This window comes from Streptomyces sp. NPDC088553 (genome assembly GCF_044752965.1).
Taxonomy (GTDB): Bacteria; Actinomycetota; Actinomycetes; order Streptomycetales; family Streptomycetaceae; genus Streptomyces.
The window spans coordinates 516,081-532,546 of the sequence record NZ_JBIVMG010000001.1 but is presented as its reverse complement, the minus strand read 5'-3'; the positions used below and the strand labels follow the sequence as shown (position 1 = coordinate 532,546).

The following is a 16,466-nucleotide window of genomic DNA, read 5'->3' as shown; positions in this document are numbered from 1 at the left end:
AATATCCGATCTGCGGCTACGCTTCGCCTCGCCGAGTTGCCACAGCCGCCAGGAGGCCGTCCGTGAAGTCGTCGCAGTCGCCATCGCCGTCGCAGTCCAGCTCCGCCCCCGTCCACCCCTTCGACCTGCTCGCCATCGACGGACTGCTGACCGACGAGGAGCGCGAGATCCGCCGGACCGTGCGCGCCGTCGCCGACCGCGAGCTGCGCCCGCACGTCGCCGGCTGGTTCGAGAAGGGCGAGATCCCCGCCCGCGAACTCGCCCGCACCCTCGGCGGCATCGGCGTGCTCGGCATGCACCTGGAGGGCTACGGCTGTGCGGGCACCAACGCCGTCGCGTACGGCCTCGCCTGTCTGGAGCTGGAGGCGGTCGACTCCGGACTGCGCTCGCTCGTCTCCGTGCAGGGCTCGCTCGCCATGTACGCCATCTGGAAGTACGGCTCCGAGGAGCAGAAGCGGCGGTGGCTGCCGAAGATGGCGGCGGGGGAGTACATCGGCTGCTTCGGCCTCACCGAGCCCGACGCCGGCTCCGACCCCGGCGCCATGCGGACCAACGCCAAGCGCGACGGCTCCGACTGGATCCTCAACGGCACCAAGATGTGGATCACCAACGGCTCGGTGGCCGATGTCGCCGTCGTCTGGGCCCGTACCGAGGACGGCGTACGCGGCTTCCTCGTGCCGGCCGGCACCCCCGGGTTCAGTGCCCCGGAGATCAAGATGAAGCTGTCGCTGCGCGCGAGCGTCACCAGCGAACTGGTCCTGGAGGACGTCCGCCTCCCGGCCGACGCCATGCTGCCCGACGCCCGGGGCCTGTCCGGCCCGCTCGGCTGCCTCAACGAGGCCCGCTTCGGCATCGTCTTCGGCGCCCTCGGCGCCGCCCGCGACTGCCTGGAGACGGCGATCTCGTACGCCCGCGACCGGACCGTCTTCGCCCGCTCCCTCGCCTCGTACCAGCTGACGCAGCAGAAGCTCGCCGACATGTCCGTCGAACTCGGCAAGGGCATGCTGCTCGCCCTCCACCTCGGGCGGCTCAAGGACGCGGGCGCGCTCACCCCCGAGCAGGTCAGCGTGGGCAAGCTGAACAACGTCCGCGAGGCCATCGCCATCGCCCGCGAGTGCCGCACCATCCTGGGCGCCAACGGCATCACCCTGGAGTACCCGGTGCTGCGCCACGCCAACAACCTGGAGTCGGTGCTCACCTACGAGGGCACGAGCGAGGTCCACTCCCTGGTCATCGGCAAGGCGCTCACCGGCGAACAGGCCTTCCGCTGAGCCGCGCCGGAAGGCCTGCCCGACGCGGGCTCGGCTGACGTCGGCTCAGCCCGACGTCACCCGGTCGACGAAGGCGTCCAGGTTGCCCGTCAGGCGGGCGACCTGCTCGTCGACCGTGAGGGACTCCTCCTGGCGCCGGCCGCGCAGCTTCGGCTGCCGCTTGCCCCGCACGTACAGGGAGCAGGCGAGGTCGGCGCAGAGGTAGATCCCGACGGTGTTCCCCTCGCGGCCCCGGGGCCCGGCCAGCGGCGCCACGAGCAGCGTGACGCCCGAGGAGGCGTGCCCGGTGAAGCACACCTGGCACATGCTCGACCTCATGGCGCTGGTCCGCCCGGCGGCCGGAACCCGCAGGCTCACGCCGACCGGGCCGTCCGCGCGGGGGACCACCAGGTGGGCGCGGAGCGGCGCACCGGGGTCGACCCAGCCGAGGAAGTCCAGGTCCTCCCACGGGAGTTCGGCGAAGTCGAGCGGCAGCTTGAGCCGTGCCGCCTCGCCCTTGGTGCAGTTCACGAAGGACGAGCGGATCTGTTTGTCGGTCAATGGTTCCACTCGGTGGACCGTACATGGATCCCGTTCGGAGAGCATCCGAATAAGCCGCCGCGGGACAGGCCGCCGCGGCGCGGGCCTCTCAGGCCACCCAGTCCGGCAGCGCCGGGTCGGTGAAGCGCCCCGGCGCCCCGTCCAGGGCCGCCGCGAGCCGCTCCGCCGCCGGTTCGTACACGTCCTCGGGCAGGGTGAAGGGAAGGCGCAGCCGGTGCTCGTGCGTGCCGGGATCCACACCGAACCGGGCGCCGCCCTCCACCCGTACCCCGTGCCGCAGACCGCGGGCCGCGAGGGCCGAGGCGCCCGGTCGGCCCAGGTCGATCCACAGGCACATCCCGCCGGGCGGCACCGTCCACCGCCACTCGGGCACATGGCGGGCCAGGGCCGAGGTCAGCGCCTCCCGGCGCAGCCGCAGCTCCGCCAGGCGCTTCGGCAGGATCACGTCGAGCCGGTCGATGAGGGCGACGGCCACCAGCTGGTCCAGCACGGAACCGGACAGGTCGGCGGTGATCCGTACCCGGGCGAGTTCGGTCACGACCCGGGACGAGGCCCGCACCCAGCCGACCCGGAGACCGCCCCAGCAGCTCTTGCTCAGCGAGCCCACGGAGACGATCTGCTCGCTGTCACCGCCCGCGGCCGCCGCCGCGAACGGCGGCGGCGCGGGCACGTCGAGCGCGATGTCCGTCAGCGTCTCGTCCACGACCAGCCAGGTCCCGGTCGCCCGCGCCGACCGCGACAGGTCACGTCGCTGCTCCTGCGGCATCAGACGCCCGGTCGGGTTGTGGAAGTCGGGGATCAGATAGGCGAGGCGCGGCGCGGTCTGCCGGAGCGCGGCATCGACGAGCCCAGTGTCCCAGCCGCTCTCGGTGACCGGCACCGGGGTGATGCGGAGCATGCGGCCCCGCATCGCGTCGAGGGCGTTGGTGTACGAGGGGTTCTCGGCGAGCACCCGGTCACCGGAACGTCCGAGCAGCGCCAGGACCAGGGAGACGGCCTGCTGCGCCCCCGTGGTGACGAGGATCTGCTCCGGGAGCGTCGGCAGGCCACGCGCCGTGTAGCGCGCGGCGACGGCGGCGCGCAGCGCGGGCAGCCCGTACGGGTGGTAGCCCTGTGTGCCGGCGTACCGGGGGAGCTCGGCGGCGGCCGAGGCGAGCGCGGCGGAGAGTTCCTCGGCGGGGGCCTCGGGCGACGCCAGTGCGAGGTCGATTGTCGCGCCGGTGGCGTCGTGGAAGGCGCCGAGCGCGGTCGGGGCCTGGCCCTCCGGGAGCGCGGTCCAGGTGCCCGCGCCCCGACGGCTGTGCGCGTACCCGCTCTCCCGGAGCAGGTCGTACGCCCCCGTGACGGTCGTCCGGCTCACGGCGAGCACCGCGGCGAGCTCCCGCTCGGCCGGCAGCCGCAGCCGCAGGGCCACCCGCCCGTCGAGCAGGGCCTCCCGCACGGCCCGCGCGAGCTCCCGGTAGCCGAATCGGCCCTCCGGGGGCGGGGTGAGGAGCGACGCCAGCTGACGGCCCGTGAGGGTCCGGTCCGCTGTATGGACCACGCGTGCCACTGCCATGCCAATCACTCCTCATTGGCTCTGCTGCCCGGGCCAATAAGGTTACAGACTCCCTTTCAGTGGCCTGGTGGTCACCTTCCACCGGGGAAAGGGGACGACCGATGTCCGGACACTTCACCGAACGTGACGAGCGGATGTGGCAGCGGCGCGCGGAGGAGCGGGCGGCCCGCCCCCTGCGGATCGGGACGCGGCTGCGGAACCTCGCCGGTCCGATCCGTCTAGCTCTCGGTGACCGGCGCGGACTCGGGACCCGACGTGGCGTCCGACGGTGACGTGTTGTCCTGCGAGGTCGTGTCGTCCGAGGGTGTGGTGTCGGACGGGGGCGCCTCGGTGGACGGGGACGTGTCCGGCGGCGATGTCGGCGGCGAGGACGTCGACTCCGAGGGGGTGAGCGTCGACGGGCACGGCGACGGTGTCACGCCGTTGCTCGGCGTCGGGGTCTCGTCGCCCGTCACCGTCACGCACGGCACCGGCGTCGACGGGGAGACGGGCGGGGACGTCGAGGTCGACGTCGAGGTGGACGGAGACGCCGAGGTCGACGGGGACTTGGTGGGCGGCGGGGAAGGCGGCGGGGTCGGCCTGTCGTTCTTGCCGTGGTCCCCGTGCTGCCGCGCGAACCAGCTGTCGGCCTGCGGGTCGTACACCACGAAGACGTTCACGACCGTCACCGACGGCGCCACCACGACCACCTGGCTGGAGTTGTAGCCCTGCCACGGTGTGCCCGTCGTCTTCGGCGACTTCTGTGCCACCGGCGGGGTCAGCGGGTTGCCGCAGGCGCAGCGGACCCTGGGCACCCCGCGGTTGTCGACGAGGACGGCCGTTCCGGCCTGGAGGACCGCCTGGTACGTGGTGGCGGCGCCGTTCTTGTAGCCGTGGTTCGTCACGCGGGTGTCGGCCCGGAGCTGAAGGGGGGTCAGGGAGCGCAGGTAGCCGGGCACCTGGTTCGCCTGGATGCCCAGGGTGGTGGCGAAGGCGGTGTTCTTCGCGGGCTCGCTGGAGAGGTAGCGGACCTGCTGTTCCACGTCGCAGCTGGCCACCGACTGCGTCCCGCCGTAGAGGCCGGGTGTCGAGCCCGACACCTCGGGGGTGGCCGAGGCGGTGCGGGGAGGCAGCGAGGCGGGTGAGGCGGAGGCCGTGTCGTTACGGGCCGTCGACTTGGTGAACGGGTCGGGGCCGGACGCGGCCGCGTTCTGGAGGAACACCTCGCCTCCGCCGGAACCCGCCGTGTCGTTCTTGTCGTCGGGGCTGTTGGTGAGCACCACGGCCAGGGCGGCGGCCGCGACCACGACGGCCGTGATGGAGGCGACCTTCGGGACGGAACGCCACCAGGGGCGCTTGCCCGGACCGCGGTTCCCGCCGGCGCCCGGAGGGCCGTCACCGGAACCGCCGGCGCCACCGGCGCCACCGGGGCCACCAGGACCGCCGGAACCACCTGAGCTGCCTGAACCGCCTCCGCCGGAAGAACCGCCGCCGCCCGCACCGCCGCCCGCACCGCTGTGGGGCGGTCCGGGGGGCGGCGGTGGGGGTCCGGCGGATCCTGGGCGTGTGCCCGGGCCCGAGAGGGGGCCCGAGGGGGGACCTGCGGGAGGAACCGACGGAGGGCCGGACGGCGGGTGGGAAGTCACGTTTTTCCCTTTCTTCCGTTCCGGGCCCATTGTGTGCGCCGAACGGTGGGGGCCCGCAAGCGGAGAACCCCGAGTGGCAGAGCCCGGCATGGAGCGGCCCCGTCCACGGCTCGGCCCGTCCACGGCTCGGCCCCGCCCGCGCCCGGGCGGGGCCGAGCGGCCGGCCGGTGTCGCCCGTACCCGTGCGGTCCCGTCCACAAGCGGCCGGCCGGCACCGGTACTAGCGTGGGCAGGGTGAGCAGTCGGCTCCCCACCTCCACGCGGCCCGCCGCGACCACCACCGGGCTTCTCGCCCGCGTCGGCCTGCAGTCCCTGGTCGCGGTGGTCGCCGGGTACGTCGCGATGGGCGTCGTCGCGGGCCTCGGCCTCTGGGCGGCGGGCGCGGCCGACCTCCCCGGCGGCTTCACCGCCGTCCTGGCCGCCGTCGTCGTCATGGCCTCGGGCGGCAAGGTCGACCTCTCCGGCGACGCCGGGGCCCTCGCCGGAACCCAGGCCGAACTGACCGCCATGCCGCTGACCGTCACTCTGGTGGGCGCACTGGTCACCGGCCACTGCTTCCTGCGGCCCTTGCGGCACCACGCCGTGACCAGCTCGCGCGAGCTCCTGCTCCGCGTCGTGAGCACGGTCGTCCTCTGGCTGGTGGCCCTGGCGGGAGTCTCCGCCGCCGCCCGCCACGACTTCCCCCTCACCCTCGGCGGCGGGGAGGAGCAGGGCGACCTGATGGACATCTTCGGCGAGCTGCTCGACGCCGTGAACCCCACCGTCGGCTTCCGCACCGACCTCGGGCCGACCCTCTTCTACGGGCTCCTGTGGATCCTCGGCGTGCTCGTCGTCGCGCTGCTCGTCTCCCGCAGGACCCCGCTGCCGCCCCGGTTCGTCCGCTACCACGAACCCGTACGGCCGGCGGCGTACGCGATGCTCCTGCTGCTCCTCGCGTACGTGGTCGTGGGCCTGGTCATCGGAGTGGTGGTCGCGGCGACCAAGGGCCACGCGGCGGAGACCCTCGCCGTCCTCCTGCTCGGCCTGCCGAACATCACCTGGCTGGCCCTCGGCGTGGGCGTCGGAGGCTCCTGGGAGGGCACGGTCGACGGCCCGTTCGGTCTGCCGATGCCACAGATCCTCGACGCCGTGCTGCGCCAGGGCGGCGGCACGGGCGACAGTACGGACCTCTCGACGATCGACCTGAGCTCGCTCGCGGCGGAGGACGCCCGGGCGTGGTGGCTGCTCCCCGTGGCGGCCGTCCTGGTCCTCGCGGCGGCCTTCGTGGCGGCGGTCCGCTCCCCGGCGAGGATCAAGCTCTGGCAGCACGCCCTGCACCTGGGAATCGCCTTCGCGCTGGCGATGCTGGTCGCGGCCCCCCTGACCCTGGTGGAGGCCCGGCTCGGCCTCTCGGTCCTCGGGATCGGCGAACTGGATTCCCTGGGCGGCGAGGTGATCCTCCGCCCCCACATCTGGAAGACGGTCGGCTTCGCCCTCCTGTGGGGCCTGTTCTTCGGCTTCCTCGGCGGCCTGCTCGCCACCCGCGTCCGCCGCAAGGGCGAGACGGGGACCGAGGCCGAGCCTCCACCGTCACGGCCCCAGAAGTAGAACGGGCCGAGCGCGCCGACGCCGCGGCCGATCGAGGCGAGCGCGATCGGCCCCAGACCTACGCGGAAGGGCTCGCGGCCAGTACCGTAAGGAAGAGCCCGGTCCCGTGCCTCCCCCGTGCACGGGACCGGGCGCCGCGCTGTGCGCCTGGTGCGCCTAGAGGGTGCCCTCTTCGGCACCCTCTTCGAGGCCCTCGTCGAGGCCCTCGTCCGCCATCATGGCGCCGAAGAAGCCGCCCATGAGCTCCTCCAGGTTCATCTCGGTGGCACCGGCCGGGGCCACCGGCTCGGTGCCGCCGCTCATCTTCAGCACCAGACCGAACTTCTTGACCTTCGCGTTCTCGGCCAGCTTGGCGAGGTCGACGTACACCTCGGTCAGCTCGCCGTTCTTGAGCGTGAAGTCCGCCGAGACCTTGGTGTCGGGGGTGTCCTTGAGGTCCTCGTCCGACGGCAGGTCCATGCCGGGCGGCAGGTCCTCGGCGAGCGGACGGAGCTCACCGATCAGTTCCGTGATCAGGGTGCGGAGCGGGGCGGTCGCGGTGATGTGTTCGGTGCCGTCCTGGCCGCCGGCGGTCTTGAAGTCGACCTCACGGGCGATGACCTCGCGGAGGGACTCCACGAGCTTCTTCTGGGTCTTGGGGTCCAGAGAGGCCTCCGGCGACGGCGTGGCCACGGGCGCCTCGCCCATCTCCTTGGCCATGTCCTCGCCGGCCTTCTTCATCTTCTCGGTGTCGAACTTGACCCACTCGCCGTCGAGCACCTTCTTGAGGCCCTTCGCCTCCGGAGGCAGCTGGTCGGCGGGCGGCAGGGGCGGCATGGCCATCGCCTTGCCGAGGGCCTTGATGTCGGACCGGACATACGTGTAGTCGCCGACGACACGGTAGTCGAGGAGGTCACCGCCCGAGGTGCTGACCTTCATGGCCATGCCGACGAAGTCCTTCTCCTCGGACTCGTCGATCGCCTTCTTCGACTCCACCGTGACGCTGATCTTCGCGCCGCTGAGCAGCTCGGCGGCCTCGTCGGGAATCTCCTCGCCGGGCGCGGGGTCCGACTCGGCGTCCATCAGCTTGAGGGTCTGCGCGTCGACGTCCAGGTCCAGCTCGAAGGAGATCGACTTCTCCTTGCCCAGCTTCTCGAAGGCCTGGTCCAGCTTCTTCCCGGCGGAAAGCTGCTCCACCGTGCCGCAGGCGGCCGAACCCGCCAGGACGGCGCCGACGACTGCCGTGGCGGTGAGGGTCTTGCGTATGGCGGTGATGATGGTCTCCTCGTGGGTGCGATCACCGGCGTGATCGATCAGGAGACCCATGACCGCGCTGAAGGGTTGTGCCGTTCTCGCTGTTGCCTGCGTCACTCCGGGCGAGGGGCCCCGACGCGGTCGTGAACTCCACGCCGACGACGTCATCGCCCGGCTCGCCGCTGCTTCCGCCCGGGGTCGCGGCTGAGCTCTCCGACCTCCGCCGCGCGCCCGGCCCGCTGCTCGTGGCGGCCGGCCGGCACGAGCAGCGGAGGCTCCACGGTCACGTCACGCGACGGCGGTTCCCTCGAGTTCGACCAGCTGGCCGGGGATCGCCAGGCGCGTCACCCCGAGCATCGTGGTGGCCGGTGCCACCCCGGCGGCGCCCAACCGGCCCGCCAGCGCGCCGTAGTGCTGGAAGAGCAGGTCGACGTCGGTCGTGTAGACGTTGAGCCGCACGAGGTTCGCGAGGGACATGCCGGCCTCGGCGAGTACGGCCTCGACGTTGTCGACGCTCAGCGCCAACTGCCCCGCCATGTCGCCCTCGTGCAGGGGCTTGCCCTCGTCGCTCATCGCGGTCTGGCCGGAGACGTACAGGGTCCGTGTGTGCCCGGAGACGAGCTCACCCTGGTTGAACCCCATCTCCACCGACCACGTCACCGGGTTGACCGCGGTTCGCTCCATCGCCACATCAGCTCCATTCGATTCGTTCGACCCATGCCGGACGCATGGGGAGTACGTACGTCCATCGCCGTGGCGGCCGCCTGCTCCGATGTCGTGTCGACGAGCCTCCCAACGAATCACGACACCCTTGGTCATGTATTCCGTTAGCGTTCTCGCATGCGCGCCGACCGGCTGGTTTCCCTGGTGCTCCTGCTGCGTCAGCGCGGTCGTCTGACCGCGGACACACTGGCCCGTGAGCTGGGGGTGTCCACCCGTACCGTGCTGCGCGACATCGAGGCGCTCTCCGCGGCCGGTGTCCCCGTCTACGCCGAGCGCGGCCGGCACGGCGGCTTCGCCCTGTTGCCCGGATTCAGGACGGAACTCACCGGGCTGAACCACGACGAGGCCCTCGCCCTGCTGACCGCCGGATCGGGGCGCGGGGAGCGGGCGTTCGGGCTCGGCTCGGCGAGGGCCTCGGCCATGCGGAAGGTCCTCGACGCGCTGCCCGAGAACAACCGGGCCGCCGCGAGCGACGCCGTCCAGCGCTTTCTCGTCGAGCCGGAGGCGGACCTGCTCTCACGGAGGACGGCCGCCGACGAGGTGCCCGGCACCACGATGATCGAGGTCCGGCGCGCGGTGCTCGCCGGACACAAACTGCGCATCCACTACGCGGCCACGGGCCAGGAACCGGAGTGGCGCACGGTGGACCCGATCGGCCTGGTCACGGTGCGCGACCGGGGCTACCTGCTGGCCACGCGAGCCGGCGCGGACCGCACGTACCGGCTGTCACGGGTGCTGGCCGCCGAGGAACTCGCCGAGACGGCCGAGCGGCCCCACCGGGTCGACCTGGACCGGATCTGGCGCGAACGCTCCGCGCGGTTCCTCAGCGACGGCCACCTCACCGTGCTCGTACGGGTGAACCCGGCGCGCCGTGAGGACCTGCTGGACACCGCGGTGGCCGTGCGCGCCGAAGAACCGGACGCGGACGGCCGGCTGCGACTGGAGCTGACCTACCAGGACGCATGGCATGCCGAATGGGCCTTGTGGCAGCTCGGCATGGACGCGGAAGCCCTGGCGCCGCAGTCCCTGCGCACCGCACTGCGTGACCGCGCCACCGCCCTGGCCGCCCGCTACGGAGGAGCGTCGGCCTGAGGCCGGGGACGCCGATCAGGACAGCGCACCTCCGGCCGGGCCCCGGATCCTCGGGACGTGCCCGAAGAGCGCCGCCGCTGGTGCCGCGCCGATGTCGGACAATCAGGGGTGTGCCGGTGGCCCGGCAGGACGATGCGGGGGTGAACGAGGCGGTGGGGACGGGGATGTTGCTGAAAGCGCTCGACGCGGTGGTGTGGGACGGCCTTGAGACGGGAAGTCCGACGGAGCCGGTCGAGGACGTCCGGCGGGCGCTTCGTCTCCTCGTCACGACAGGCGCGGCGGCCACGGAAGAGGACACCTACCCGCTCCACTCGCTCGTCGCGAGGGACGGGTGCGAGCCGCCGTCCGCGGCGGCGGTGGCCCTGCCGTTCGTCATCGCCCTCGCCGCCGACCCCGTCGTGCGGGTGAAGGCGCGCTGTGAACTCGTCGACGTGCTGGCGGCGATGCGGGCGCCCGGCCTGAACGGCGAGGACTGGTCAGGGGCGTGGGCCCTGCTCGCGGATCCGGAGCCGGCGATACGGCGGGCGGGGATGGCGCTGGCCGTCGGAACCGAGAGGCTCCTGGCGCGATGGCGGGTGGAGACGGACCCGGCGGTACGGCTGCCGCTGCTGCTCGCCCTCGCCTCGGAGGCCGCCGCCGGACGGGCCGGGGAGCAGGCCGACGAGGTACGAGCGGTGCTGGCCCACACGCTGGACACCGACGACCCCGTCCTGTGGGTCGCGGCCGTGCACGCCTCGGCGGAACTCGACCGCGACCTGCCGCTCCGGCACATGGACAGACTGATCGAGGTGCTCTCCGACCTCGCCCTGAGACCGCGGTTCGAAGAGGTCTGGTACACCCCGAACGCCGACGGCCCCTGGACCCGCGAGGCACTGGTGTGGTCGGCGGCCGCGCTCTTCGAGCACGATCCCGAAGCAGAACTCGCCTTCGTCGTCACGCTGATCGAGACGGCCCGGCGCTCGACGGACACCGCGCTCTGCAGGGAGGCCCTGGACGTGGCGTGGCAGCTCCTCACCCGGAGGGGTTCCGTGGAGGGAGCCCTGCTGCCGCTCGCGGGTGGGTTGCTGACCGATCCGGACGTCGCCGTCCGGCAGAGGGCGGCGAACATCCTCGCGGTGCTCGGCCCGCCGGCGGCCCCTTACGCCGACCGGCTCGCAGAACTGCTCGACGACGACGAGGCCGACGGCCACCTCGACGGAGCGGTCCGGGAGATCGCCCGGTGGGCACTGACCCGGATCGATGACCCGCGCGCCCTGCCGGGTCTGATCGAGCAGCTCCGCGCGCAGGCGGAGGAGCGGGGCGGAGGCTGCGTCCTCAGCGATCCGAGACGCCCGGAGATCGCGGAGGTACTGATCCCGCTGCGCGCGCACGCGGACGTCCTGCTGCCCGCGATGCTGGAGACGATCCGGCAGGGCGGGGCCCAGGCCGGTGCGGCCCGGATCTTCCTCCACGTGCTGGAGGCCTGGGGCGGGGATGCGCTGCCGGCCGCCCTGCCCGAACTCCTCCCGCTGCTCCCGGACACCCGGACCTCGGTCACGGTGCTGAAGATGCTGGCGGCGATGGGGCCCGTGGCCGCCTCGGCCGAACCCGCGCTGCGTACCTGCCGGGTCCTGGACCATCCGAGCGGCCACACCCTGGTGGCCTGGACCGCCGCGCGTATCGGCGACGACCGCCAGGGTGCTCTGAGTGTTCTCGGAGAGGCGGTCATGACGGAGGGCGGGCAGGGGCTCGGACTGCTCAGCGCCCTGGGCGAGTTCGGTCGCGACGCGGCGCCCTACGCGGACAAGGTGCGGGCTGTGATGGAGAACAGCGTGCACTGGTCTCGGCTCGACGCGGCGCTCACCCTCTGGGAGATCACCGGCCAGGTCGAACCGACCCTGCGGGTCCTGGAGGAGTCCGTCCTGCCGATCGCGGACGGGGGCGAGCACTTCTGGCTTTTCGGGCACGCCCTCCGGGCTCTGATCCGCATGGGCGAGATCAGCCCGGCGATCCGTACAGCGCTGCTGACGGTGCGGCAGTCGGACCGTCGCCTGTCCGTGGAATGGGGATACTCCAGGATCCTCCAGGACAAGGAACTGCGCGGCCTGGTCGAGGAAGCCCTCGGGTGCGCGAGCGCCGGCGTCCCGGCGGACGACGTCAGAAGAGGCCTCTGACGAAGTCGAAGAACCAGTTCACGGTTACGAACACAAGGATCGCGAGCCCGATGAGCACCACATAGAACCAGGAACAGCCGCCGCCCCCGACGTCCATCTGGTGCTCGTCCCGACCGCCGCCCAGCTCTCCGTCGAACAGGTCCACGTTCGTCCCCTCTCCCCGCCCTGGCCACTCCCGGGCCCTCCGGCCCGTAGGGACGCACTTTCGCACGCCCGGGTTCCGGGGCCGAAGGGCTCGTGTACTCAGGCGTGTACTCAGCCGCGTACTCAGGAGCAGGTCGGATACGCGGGTGGTGCGGCGGCGGAACGGCCTATCGGTCCCGGAACACCGGCCTCGCCCAAGCGGGCGGGTCCCGCGGCGGGGTCAGCGGGTCCCGGCCCTTCGTCACGACCGGCCCGCCACCGCCCGTCGTCAGCGCCGCCCGCAGCTCCGCCACGAACTCCAGGCACGTCCCGTACCGCTCCTCGGGCGTCTTCGCCAGCGCCTTCGCGAACACCGCGTCCGCCGACTCCGGCAGCCCCGGCCGGGCTTCGGAGAGCGGTGGCGGCGGGTCGTACTGCTGCGCCCACAGCACCGCCCAGTCGGTGTCACGGCGGAACGGCGGCGCTCCCACCAGCGTCTCGAACACCACACACGCCAGGCTGTACACGTCGCACCGGCCGTCCACCGGTTTCCCCGAGATCTGCTCGGGCGCCACATAGTCCAGCGTGCCCACGAACTCGCCCACCGTGGTGAACCCCGTCAGCGACAGCGACTTCTTCGTCAGGCCGAAGTCCGTGAGGTACACGTGCTCCGGATGGTCCCGGTCCGTACCCTCCGCGACCAGGATGTTGCCGGGCTTCACATCCCGGTGCACCAGGTCGTGGGCGTGCGCCGCGTCCAGGGCCGAAGCCACCTGTACGGCGATCCGCCCCGCCTTTCCCGGCGGCAGCGGCCCCTCGCGGTCCAGCAGGGCCACCAGGTCCTGCCCCGCCACGTACCGCATGGCGATGTACAGCACCCCCTCCGTCTCGCCCGCGTCGAAGACCGGCACGATGTGGGGGTGGTCGATGGAGGCGGCGACCCGCGACTCGTGCGCGAAACGCCTGCGGAAGGTGTCGTTGCGGGCCAGCTCGGGGGCGAGCAGTTTCAGAGCCACCGTCCGGTCGAGCCGCAGATCCCGCGCCCGGTACACGACCGCCATCCCGCCGCGCCCGATCTCGCTCTCCACCCGGTAGCCCGCGATCTCCCTGCCGAGGAGGCCGGAGGGACGGCCCGCCGGCAGCTCCGGTTCGTCGCGCGGCCCGCCGGCCATCACTCGTCACCGGCCGTTCGGGGCGGCGGGCGCTCCACGATCTGGGTGGGCGGTGGCGCCGCGGCCGGGGCGGGGTCCGCCTGCGGCTGCGGCACGACCTGGGTCGGTGGCGGTCCGGCGGCCGGCGGCGGGTCGGCGGCGGGCGGCGGGTCGGCGGCGGGCGGCGGGGCGCCCCGCAGCACCACCTGGGTCGGCTCGTGGTCGGGGGGCGCGGCGACGGGCTGCTCGGGACCGTCGGCACCGTCGGACGCCGCGGCTTCCTCGGGCCTCGCCGCGTCGACGGCGGGGGAGACCGGGTACACCGGGGAGGCGATCGAGGGCGCCGACGACTCCGCGTACGTACTCAGCCCCACCCCGTCGCAGTACACCCACCGCTCGTGCTCCGCGTCGTACAGCCACACCGACTCGCCGTCGACGACCATGCCCACCCGCAGCCCACGCGTCCGCAGCCGGAAGTTCTCGCCGTCGAGGCGCCCCGCCCCCAGCGCCTCCGCCGCCCGCCGGTAGCGGCCGAGCGCGTCCTCGGCGCGGGCGATCAGCGGGCGCGGGTCGGCGGTCCTGGTCAGCGGCTGCCCCGCCGCCGGCGGGTCGTCCGGGACGGTGACGAGGAGCCGCGCGTCGACCCAGGCCGTCCAGCCGTTGGAGCAGAGGATCCGCCCCCAGTCACCGGCCCGCTCCTCCAGGCGTACCGGCAGGAACGCGTCGAGCGGCGTCGTGGGCAGCCCCGGATCCGGCCCCTCCCAGGTGTCGAGACCGTCGCGCGGTACGACGTGGGTGGGCCGGAAGTCCGGCACGTACTCGGGTACGGGGACGCTCACGGGCCTACCTCCGCATGACGACCGGCTCGTGGCGGCGCAGCAGCCGCGCCACGGCCAGACCGATGACGAGACAGAGCACCACCATCATGCCCATGTCGAACAGCCAGGCCGTCGCCGTGTGGTCCATCAGCGGATCCGCCGTCTTGTCGCTCGGCGAGACCGTCCCGATGTCGACCGTGGCGCCCATCGCCGCGAACGCCCACCGCGACGGCACCAGCCACGCCAGCTGTTCGAGGACGGGCGTCCCCCGTACGGTCAGGAGCGCCCCGCAGAACACCACCTGCACGATCGCGAGGAGGACGAGCAGCGGCATCGTCACCTCCTCCTTGCGGACCAGGGCGGAGACGAGCAGACCGAGCATCATCGCCGTGAACGAGAGCAGCGCGACGGCGAGGGTGATCTCCACGAGCGGCGGCATCAGGACACCCTTGCCGCCGGGCACGTTCAGCGGGACGCCGATCAGGGCCACCAGGGTCAGGACGACCGCCTGGACGACCGTGATCACACCGAGGACGACCACCTTGGAGGCGAGGTACGCCGAGCGGGACAGGCCGACGGCTCTCTCGCGCCGGTAGATCGTGCGTTCCTTGACCAGTTCACGGACGGCGTTCGCCGCGCCGGTGAGGACGCCGCCCACACAGAGGATGAGCAGGACGTTCAGCGTCGACTCCTGGTTGAAACCGCCCTCGGACAGGGCCCGGGCCATCGCGCCCATCACGAACGGCAACGCGATCATGATGGCCAGGAACGTGCGGTCGGCGGAGAGCGCCGCGGCGTACCGGCGGACGAGCGTCCGCAGCTGGGAGCCCCAGCTCTGCGCCTTCGGCGGCGGGGCCGGCTCCCGCTCCACCGCGGAGGCCCCCGGCACGGGGACGTCCGGGCGGGCCGTCGCGTCGGCGACATAGCGGCGGTGGAAGCGGGAGGACCGGTACAGGCCGGCCCAGTCGCGGTCCCGGTCGTTCTCGAAGGCCTCGAAGGCCTCCGGCCACTCGTCGAAGCCGAAGAAGCCGAGGGAGTCGGCGGGCGGCCCGTAGTAGGCGACCCGGCCGCCCGGCGCGAGGACGAGCAGCCGGTCGCATACGTCCAGGCTGAGCACGCTGTGCGTGACGACGACGACCGTACGGCCGTCGTCCGCGAGCCCGCGCAGCATGTGCATCACGGACCGGTCCATGCCCGGGTCGAGGCCGGACGTCGGCTCGTCGAGGAAGAGCAGCGACGGCTTGGTGAGCAGTTCGAGCGCGACGCTCACCCGCTTGCGCTGGCCGCCGGAGAGGCTGTGGATCGGCTGCTGCGCGCGCTCCACGAGCCCCAGCTCCTGGATCACCTCGTCCACCCGGGCCCGCCGCTCGTCCGGCTCGGTGTCCTCGGGGAAGCGCAGCTCGGCGGCGTACCCGAGGGCCCGGCGCACGGTCAGCTGGAGGTGCAGGATGTCGTCCTGCGGGACGAGCCCGATGCGCTGCCGCAGCTCGGCGTAGTCCCGGTACAGGTCACGGCCGTCGTAGAGCACCGTGCCCCGGTCGGCGGGGCGCTGCCCGGTGAGCGCGCCCAGGAGCGTCGACTTCCCGGCGCCGGACGGTCCGACGACCCCGAGCAGGCACTTCTCGCCCACGGGGAACGACACCTCGTCGAGGAGGGTCTTGCGCCCGTGGTCGACGGTGACGGCGAGCGACTGGACGTCGAGGGAGACCTCGCCGGTGTCGGTGAACTCGACGAGCTGCCCGCCGATGAGACAGAACGCGCAGTGACCGACACCGACGATGTCGTCCGGCGTCACACGGGCGTCGACGACGGGGGCGCCGTTGAGGTAGGTGCCGTTGTGACTGCCCAGGTCATGGATCCAGTACGTGCCGTCGGGATGGGCGCGCAGCTCGGCGTGGCGCCGGGAGACGACGAGATCGGGGACGACGACGTCGTTGTCGGGGGCACGGCCGATCCGGATGCTGTGGGCGGGCAACGGCCGTACGGACGTCGGCTGCCGGAACGTACCCGTGGCTGCGGGATGCGAGACGGAGGAGGGCCGGGGCGGCGGCGCGTTCCGCGGGGTGACGGGGTCGGCGGGTACGGGGGAGGGCGGTGCGGGGGTGGGCTCCACGGGGGAGGCCGCCGGGGCCGGGGTCTGGGCGGGCGAGGGTGCGGGTGTCGGCGTCGGCGCGGGTGCCGGTGCCGGTGGCGGTGGCGGTGGCGGTGCCTCGGGAGTGGCCGGGGCCGCTCCCGACGACAGCACCGCGCGCGGTCCGTCCTCCGGATGACCGAACCGTACGACCGTCCCGGGGCCCACCTCCCGCGGCCCGTCCACCCGCAGGCCGTCCGTGAAGGTGCCGTTCGTGCTGTTCTCGTCCGCGAGGGTCCAGTGGCCGGTGGAGGCGCTGAGCACCGCGTGGTGCCAGGACGCGCGCGCGTCCGCGAGCACGATGTCGCTGGTGGGGTCGCGCCCGATGCGATAGACACGGCTCGGACTCATCCAGGTCACGTCCCCGTCGATCTCGAGGACCAGTTCGGGCGCCGCGGGCGCGACGGGTCGCTCTCCCATGCGTGAATATTATCCGCCGGTGGTCATCCGTGCCCGGGATG

At 72.8% G+C, this 16,466-nt stretch carries 13 protein-coding genes; 4 read left to right on the top strand and 9 right to left on the bottom strand.

The features are described 5' to 3' along the window. Positions 1 to 62 precede the first annotated feature (62 nt). Entirely contained in the window at positions 63 to 1,271 is a 1,209-nt protein-coding gene (locus ACIP8Z_RS02430) for an acyl-CoA dehydrogenase family protein (RefSeq protein ID WP_402077694.1), read from the top strand. A gap of 45 nt (positions 1,272 to 1,316) precedes the next feature. Here ACIP8Z_RS02430 and ACIP8Z_RS02425 read toward each other — a convergent pair whose 3' ends face one another. The 3 genes from ACIP8Z_RS02425 to ACIP8Z_RS02415 form a co-directional block, all read right to left on the bottom strand. Further along, positions 1,317 to 1,820, bottom strand: coding sequence for an FBP domain-containing protein (locus ACIP8Z_RS02425; RefSeq protein WP_402077692.1), 504 nt, complete (start codon positions 1,818 to 1,820; stop codon positions 1,317 to 1,319). Positions 1,821 to 1,899: 79 nt separating this feature from the next. After that, positions 1,900 to 3,369 carry a PLP-dependent aminotransferase family protein gene (locus ACIP8Z_RS02420; RefSeq protein WP_402077691.1) on the bottom strand — a complete coding sequence of 490 codons (1,470 nt, stop codon included), beginning with the start codon at positions 3,367 to 3,369 and terminating at the stop codon, positions 1,900 to 1,902. Between the two features lie 218 nt (positions 3,370 to 3,587). Continuing rightward, entirely contained in the window at positions 3,588 to 4,994 is a 1,407-nt protein-coding gene (locus tag ACIP8Z_RS02415) for a DUF6777 domain-containing protein (RefSeq protein ID WP_402077689.1), read from the bottom strand. A 225-nt stretch (positions 4,995 to 5,219) separates the two neighbouring features. On the opposite strand from ACIP8Z_RS02415, the gene ACIP8Z_RS02410 reads away from it, so the two are divergent. Continuing rightward, on the top strand, positions 5,220 to 6,581 hold the full coding sequence (locus ACIP8Z_RS02410) for a streptophobe family protein (RefSeq protein ID WP_402077686.1): 1,362 nt from the start codon (positions 5,220 to 5,222) through the stop codon (positions 6,579 to 6,581). Between the two features lie 156 nt (positions 6,582 to 6,737). On the opposite strand, the gene ACIP8Z_RS02405 is transcribed toward ACIP8Z_RS02410, so the two are convergent. Together ACIP8Z_RS02405 and ACIP8Z_RS02400 are read right to left on the bottom strand one after the other, a co-directional pair. Further along, positions 6,738 to 7,886, bottom strand: coding sequence for a hypothetical protein (locus tag ACIP8Z_RS02405; protein WP_402077684.1), 1,149 nt, complete (start codon positions 7,884 to 7,886; stop codon positions 6,738 to 6,740). Between the two features lie 216 nt (positions 7,887 to 8,102). Then, positions 8,103 to 8,498, bottom strand: a complete 396-nt coding sequence (locus ACIP8Z_RS02400) for a RidA family protein (protein ID WP_402077681.1) — start codon at positions 8,496 to 8,498, stop codon at positions 8,103 to 8,105. Between the two features lie 156 nt (positions 8,499 to 8,654). On the opposite strand from ACIP8Z_RS02400, the gene ACIP8Z_RS02395 reads away from it, so the two are divergent. Both ACIP8Z_RS02395 and ACIP8Z_RS02390 read left to right on the top strand, forming a co-directional pair. Continuing rightward, positions 8,655 to 9,629 (top strand): helix-turn-helix transcriptional regulator, encoded by a 975-nt coding sequence (locus tag ACIP8Z_RS02395; RefSeq protein ID WP_402077678.1) that lies wholly within the window; start codon positions 8,655 to 8,657, stop codon positions 9,627 to 9,629. A gap of 164 nt (positions 9,630 to 9,793) precedes the next feature. Further along, the gene (locus tag ACIP8Z_RS02390; RefSeq protein ID WP_402077676.1) at positions 9,794 to 11,782 is read left to right on the top strand and encodes a hypothetical protein; all 1,989 of its coding nucleotides are present in this window, start codon (positions 9,794 to 9,796) and stop codon (positions 11,780 to 11,782) included. Here ACIP8Z_RS02390 and ACIP8Z_RS02385 read toward each other — a convergent pair. From ACIP8Z_RS02385 to ACIP8Z_RS02370, 4 genes are all read right to left on the bottom strand, one after another. Continuing rightward, positions 11,766 to 11,927: a hypothetical protein gene (locus tag ACIP8Z_RS02385; RefSeq protein ID WP_402077674.1), complete on the bottom strand. Its 162-nt coding sequence runs from the start codon at positions 11,925 to 11,927 to the stop codon at positions 11,766 to 11,768. The two genes, ACIP8Z_RS02390 and ACIP8Z_RS02385, sit on opposite strands and share 17 nt — an antisense overlap. 166 nt (positions 11,928 to 12,093) lie before the next feature. After that, positions 12,094 to 13,077: a serine/threonine-protein kinase gene (locus ACIP8Z_RS02380; RefSeq protein WP_402077671.1), complete on the bottom strand. Its 984-nt coding sequence runs from the start codon at positions 13,075 to 13,077 to the stop codon at positions 12,094 to 12,096. Further along, positions 13,077 to 13,895, bottom strand: coding sequence for a hypothetical protein (locus ACIP8Z_RS02375; RefSeq protein WP_402077669.1), 819 nt, complete (start codon positions 13,893 to 13,895; stop codon positions 13,077 to 13,079). Before ACIP8Z_RS02375 ends, ACIP8Z_RS02380 begins: the two co-directional genes overlap by 1 nt. A gap of 4 nt (positions 13,896 to 13,899) precedes the next feature. Then, entirely contained in the window at positions 13,900 to 16,425 is a 2,526-nt protein-coding gene (locus tag ACIP8Z_RS02370; RefSeq protein ID WP_402077667.1) for an FHA domain-containing protein, read from the bottom strand. Positions 16,426 to 16,466: the final 41 nt, after the last annotated feature.

What these genes read in the sequence shown, in the direction of transcription:
- ACIP8Z_RS02420 (WP_402077691.1), bottom strand. Translation starts at nt 3,369, where the DNA reads ATGGCAGTGGCACGCGTGGTCCATACAGCGGACCGGACCCTCACGGGC.
- ACIP8Z_RS02405 (WP_402077684.1), bottom strand. Translation starts at nt 7,886, where the DNA reads ATGGGTCTCCTGATCGATCACGCCGGTGATCGCACCCACGAGGAGACC.
- ACIP8Z_RS02400 (WP_402077681.1), bottom strand. Translation starts at nt 8,498, where the DNA reads ATGGAGCGAACCGCGGTCAACCCGGTGACGTGGTCGGTGGAGATGGGG.
- ACIP8Z_RS02390 (WP_402077676.1), top strand. Translation starts at nt 9,794, where the DNA reads ATGTTGCTGAAAGCGCTCGACGCGGTGGTGTGGGACGGCCTTGAGACG.
- ACIP8Z_RS02370 (WP_402077667.1), bottom strand. Translation starts at nt 16,425, where the DNA reads ATGGGAGAGCGACCCGTCGCGCCCGCGGCGCCCGAACTGGTCCTCGAG.
- ACIP8Z_RS02380 (WP_402077671.1), bottom strand. Translation starts at nt 13,077, where the DNA reads ATGGCCGGCGGGCCGCGCGACGAACCGGAGCTGCCGGCGGGCCGTCCC.
- ACIP8Z_RS02395 (WP_402077678.1), top strand. Translation starts at nt 8,655, where the DNA reads ATGCGCGCCGACCGGCTGGTTTCCCTGGTGCTCCTGCTGCGTCAGCGC.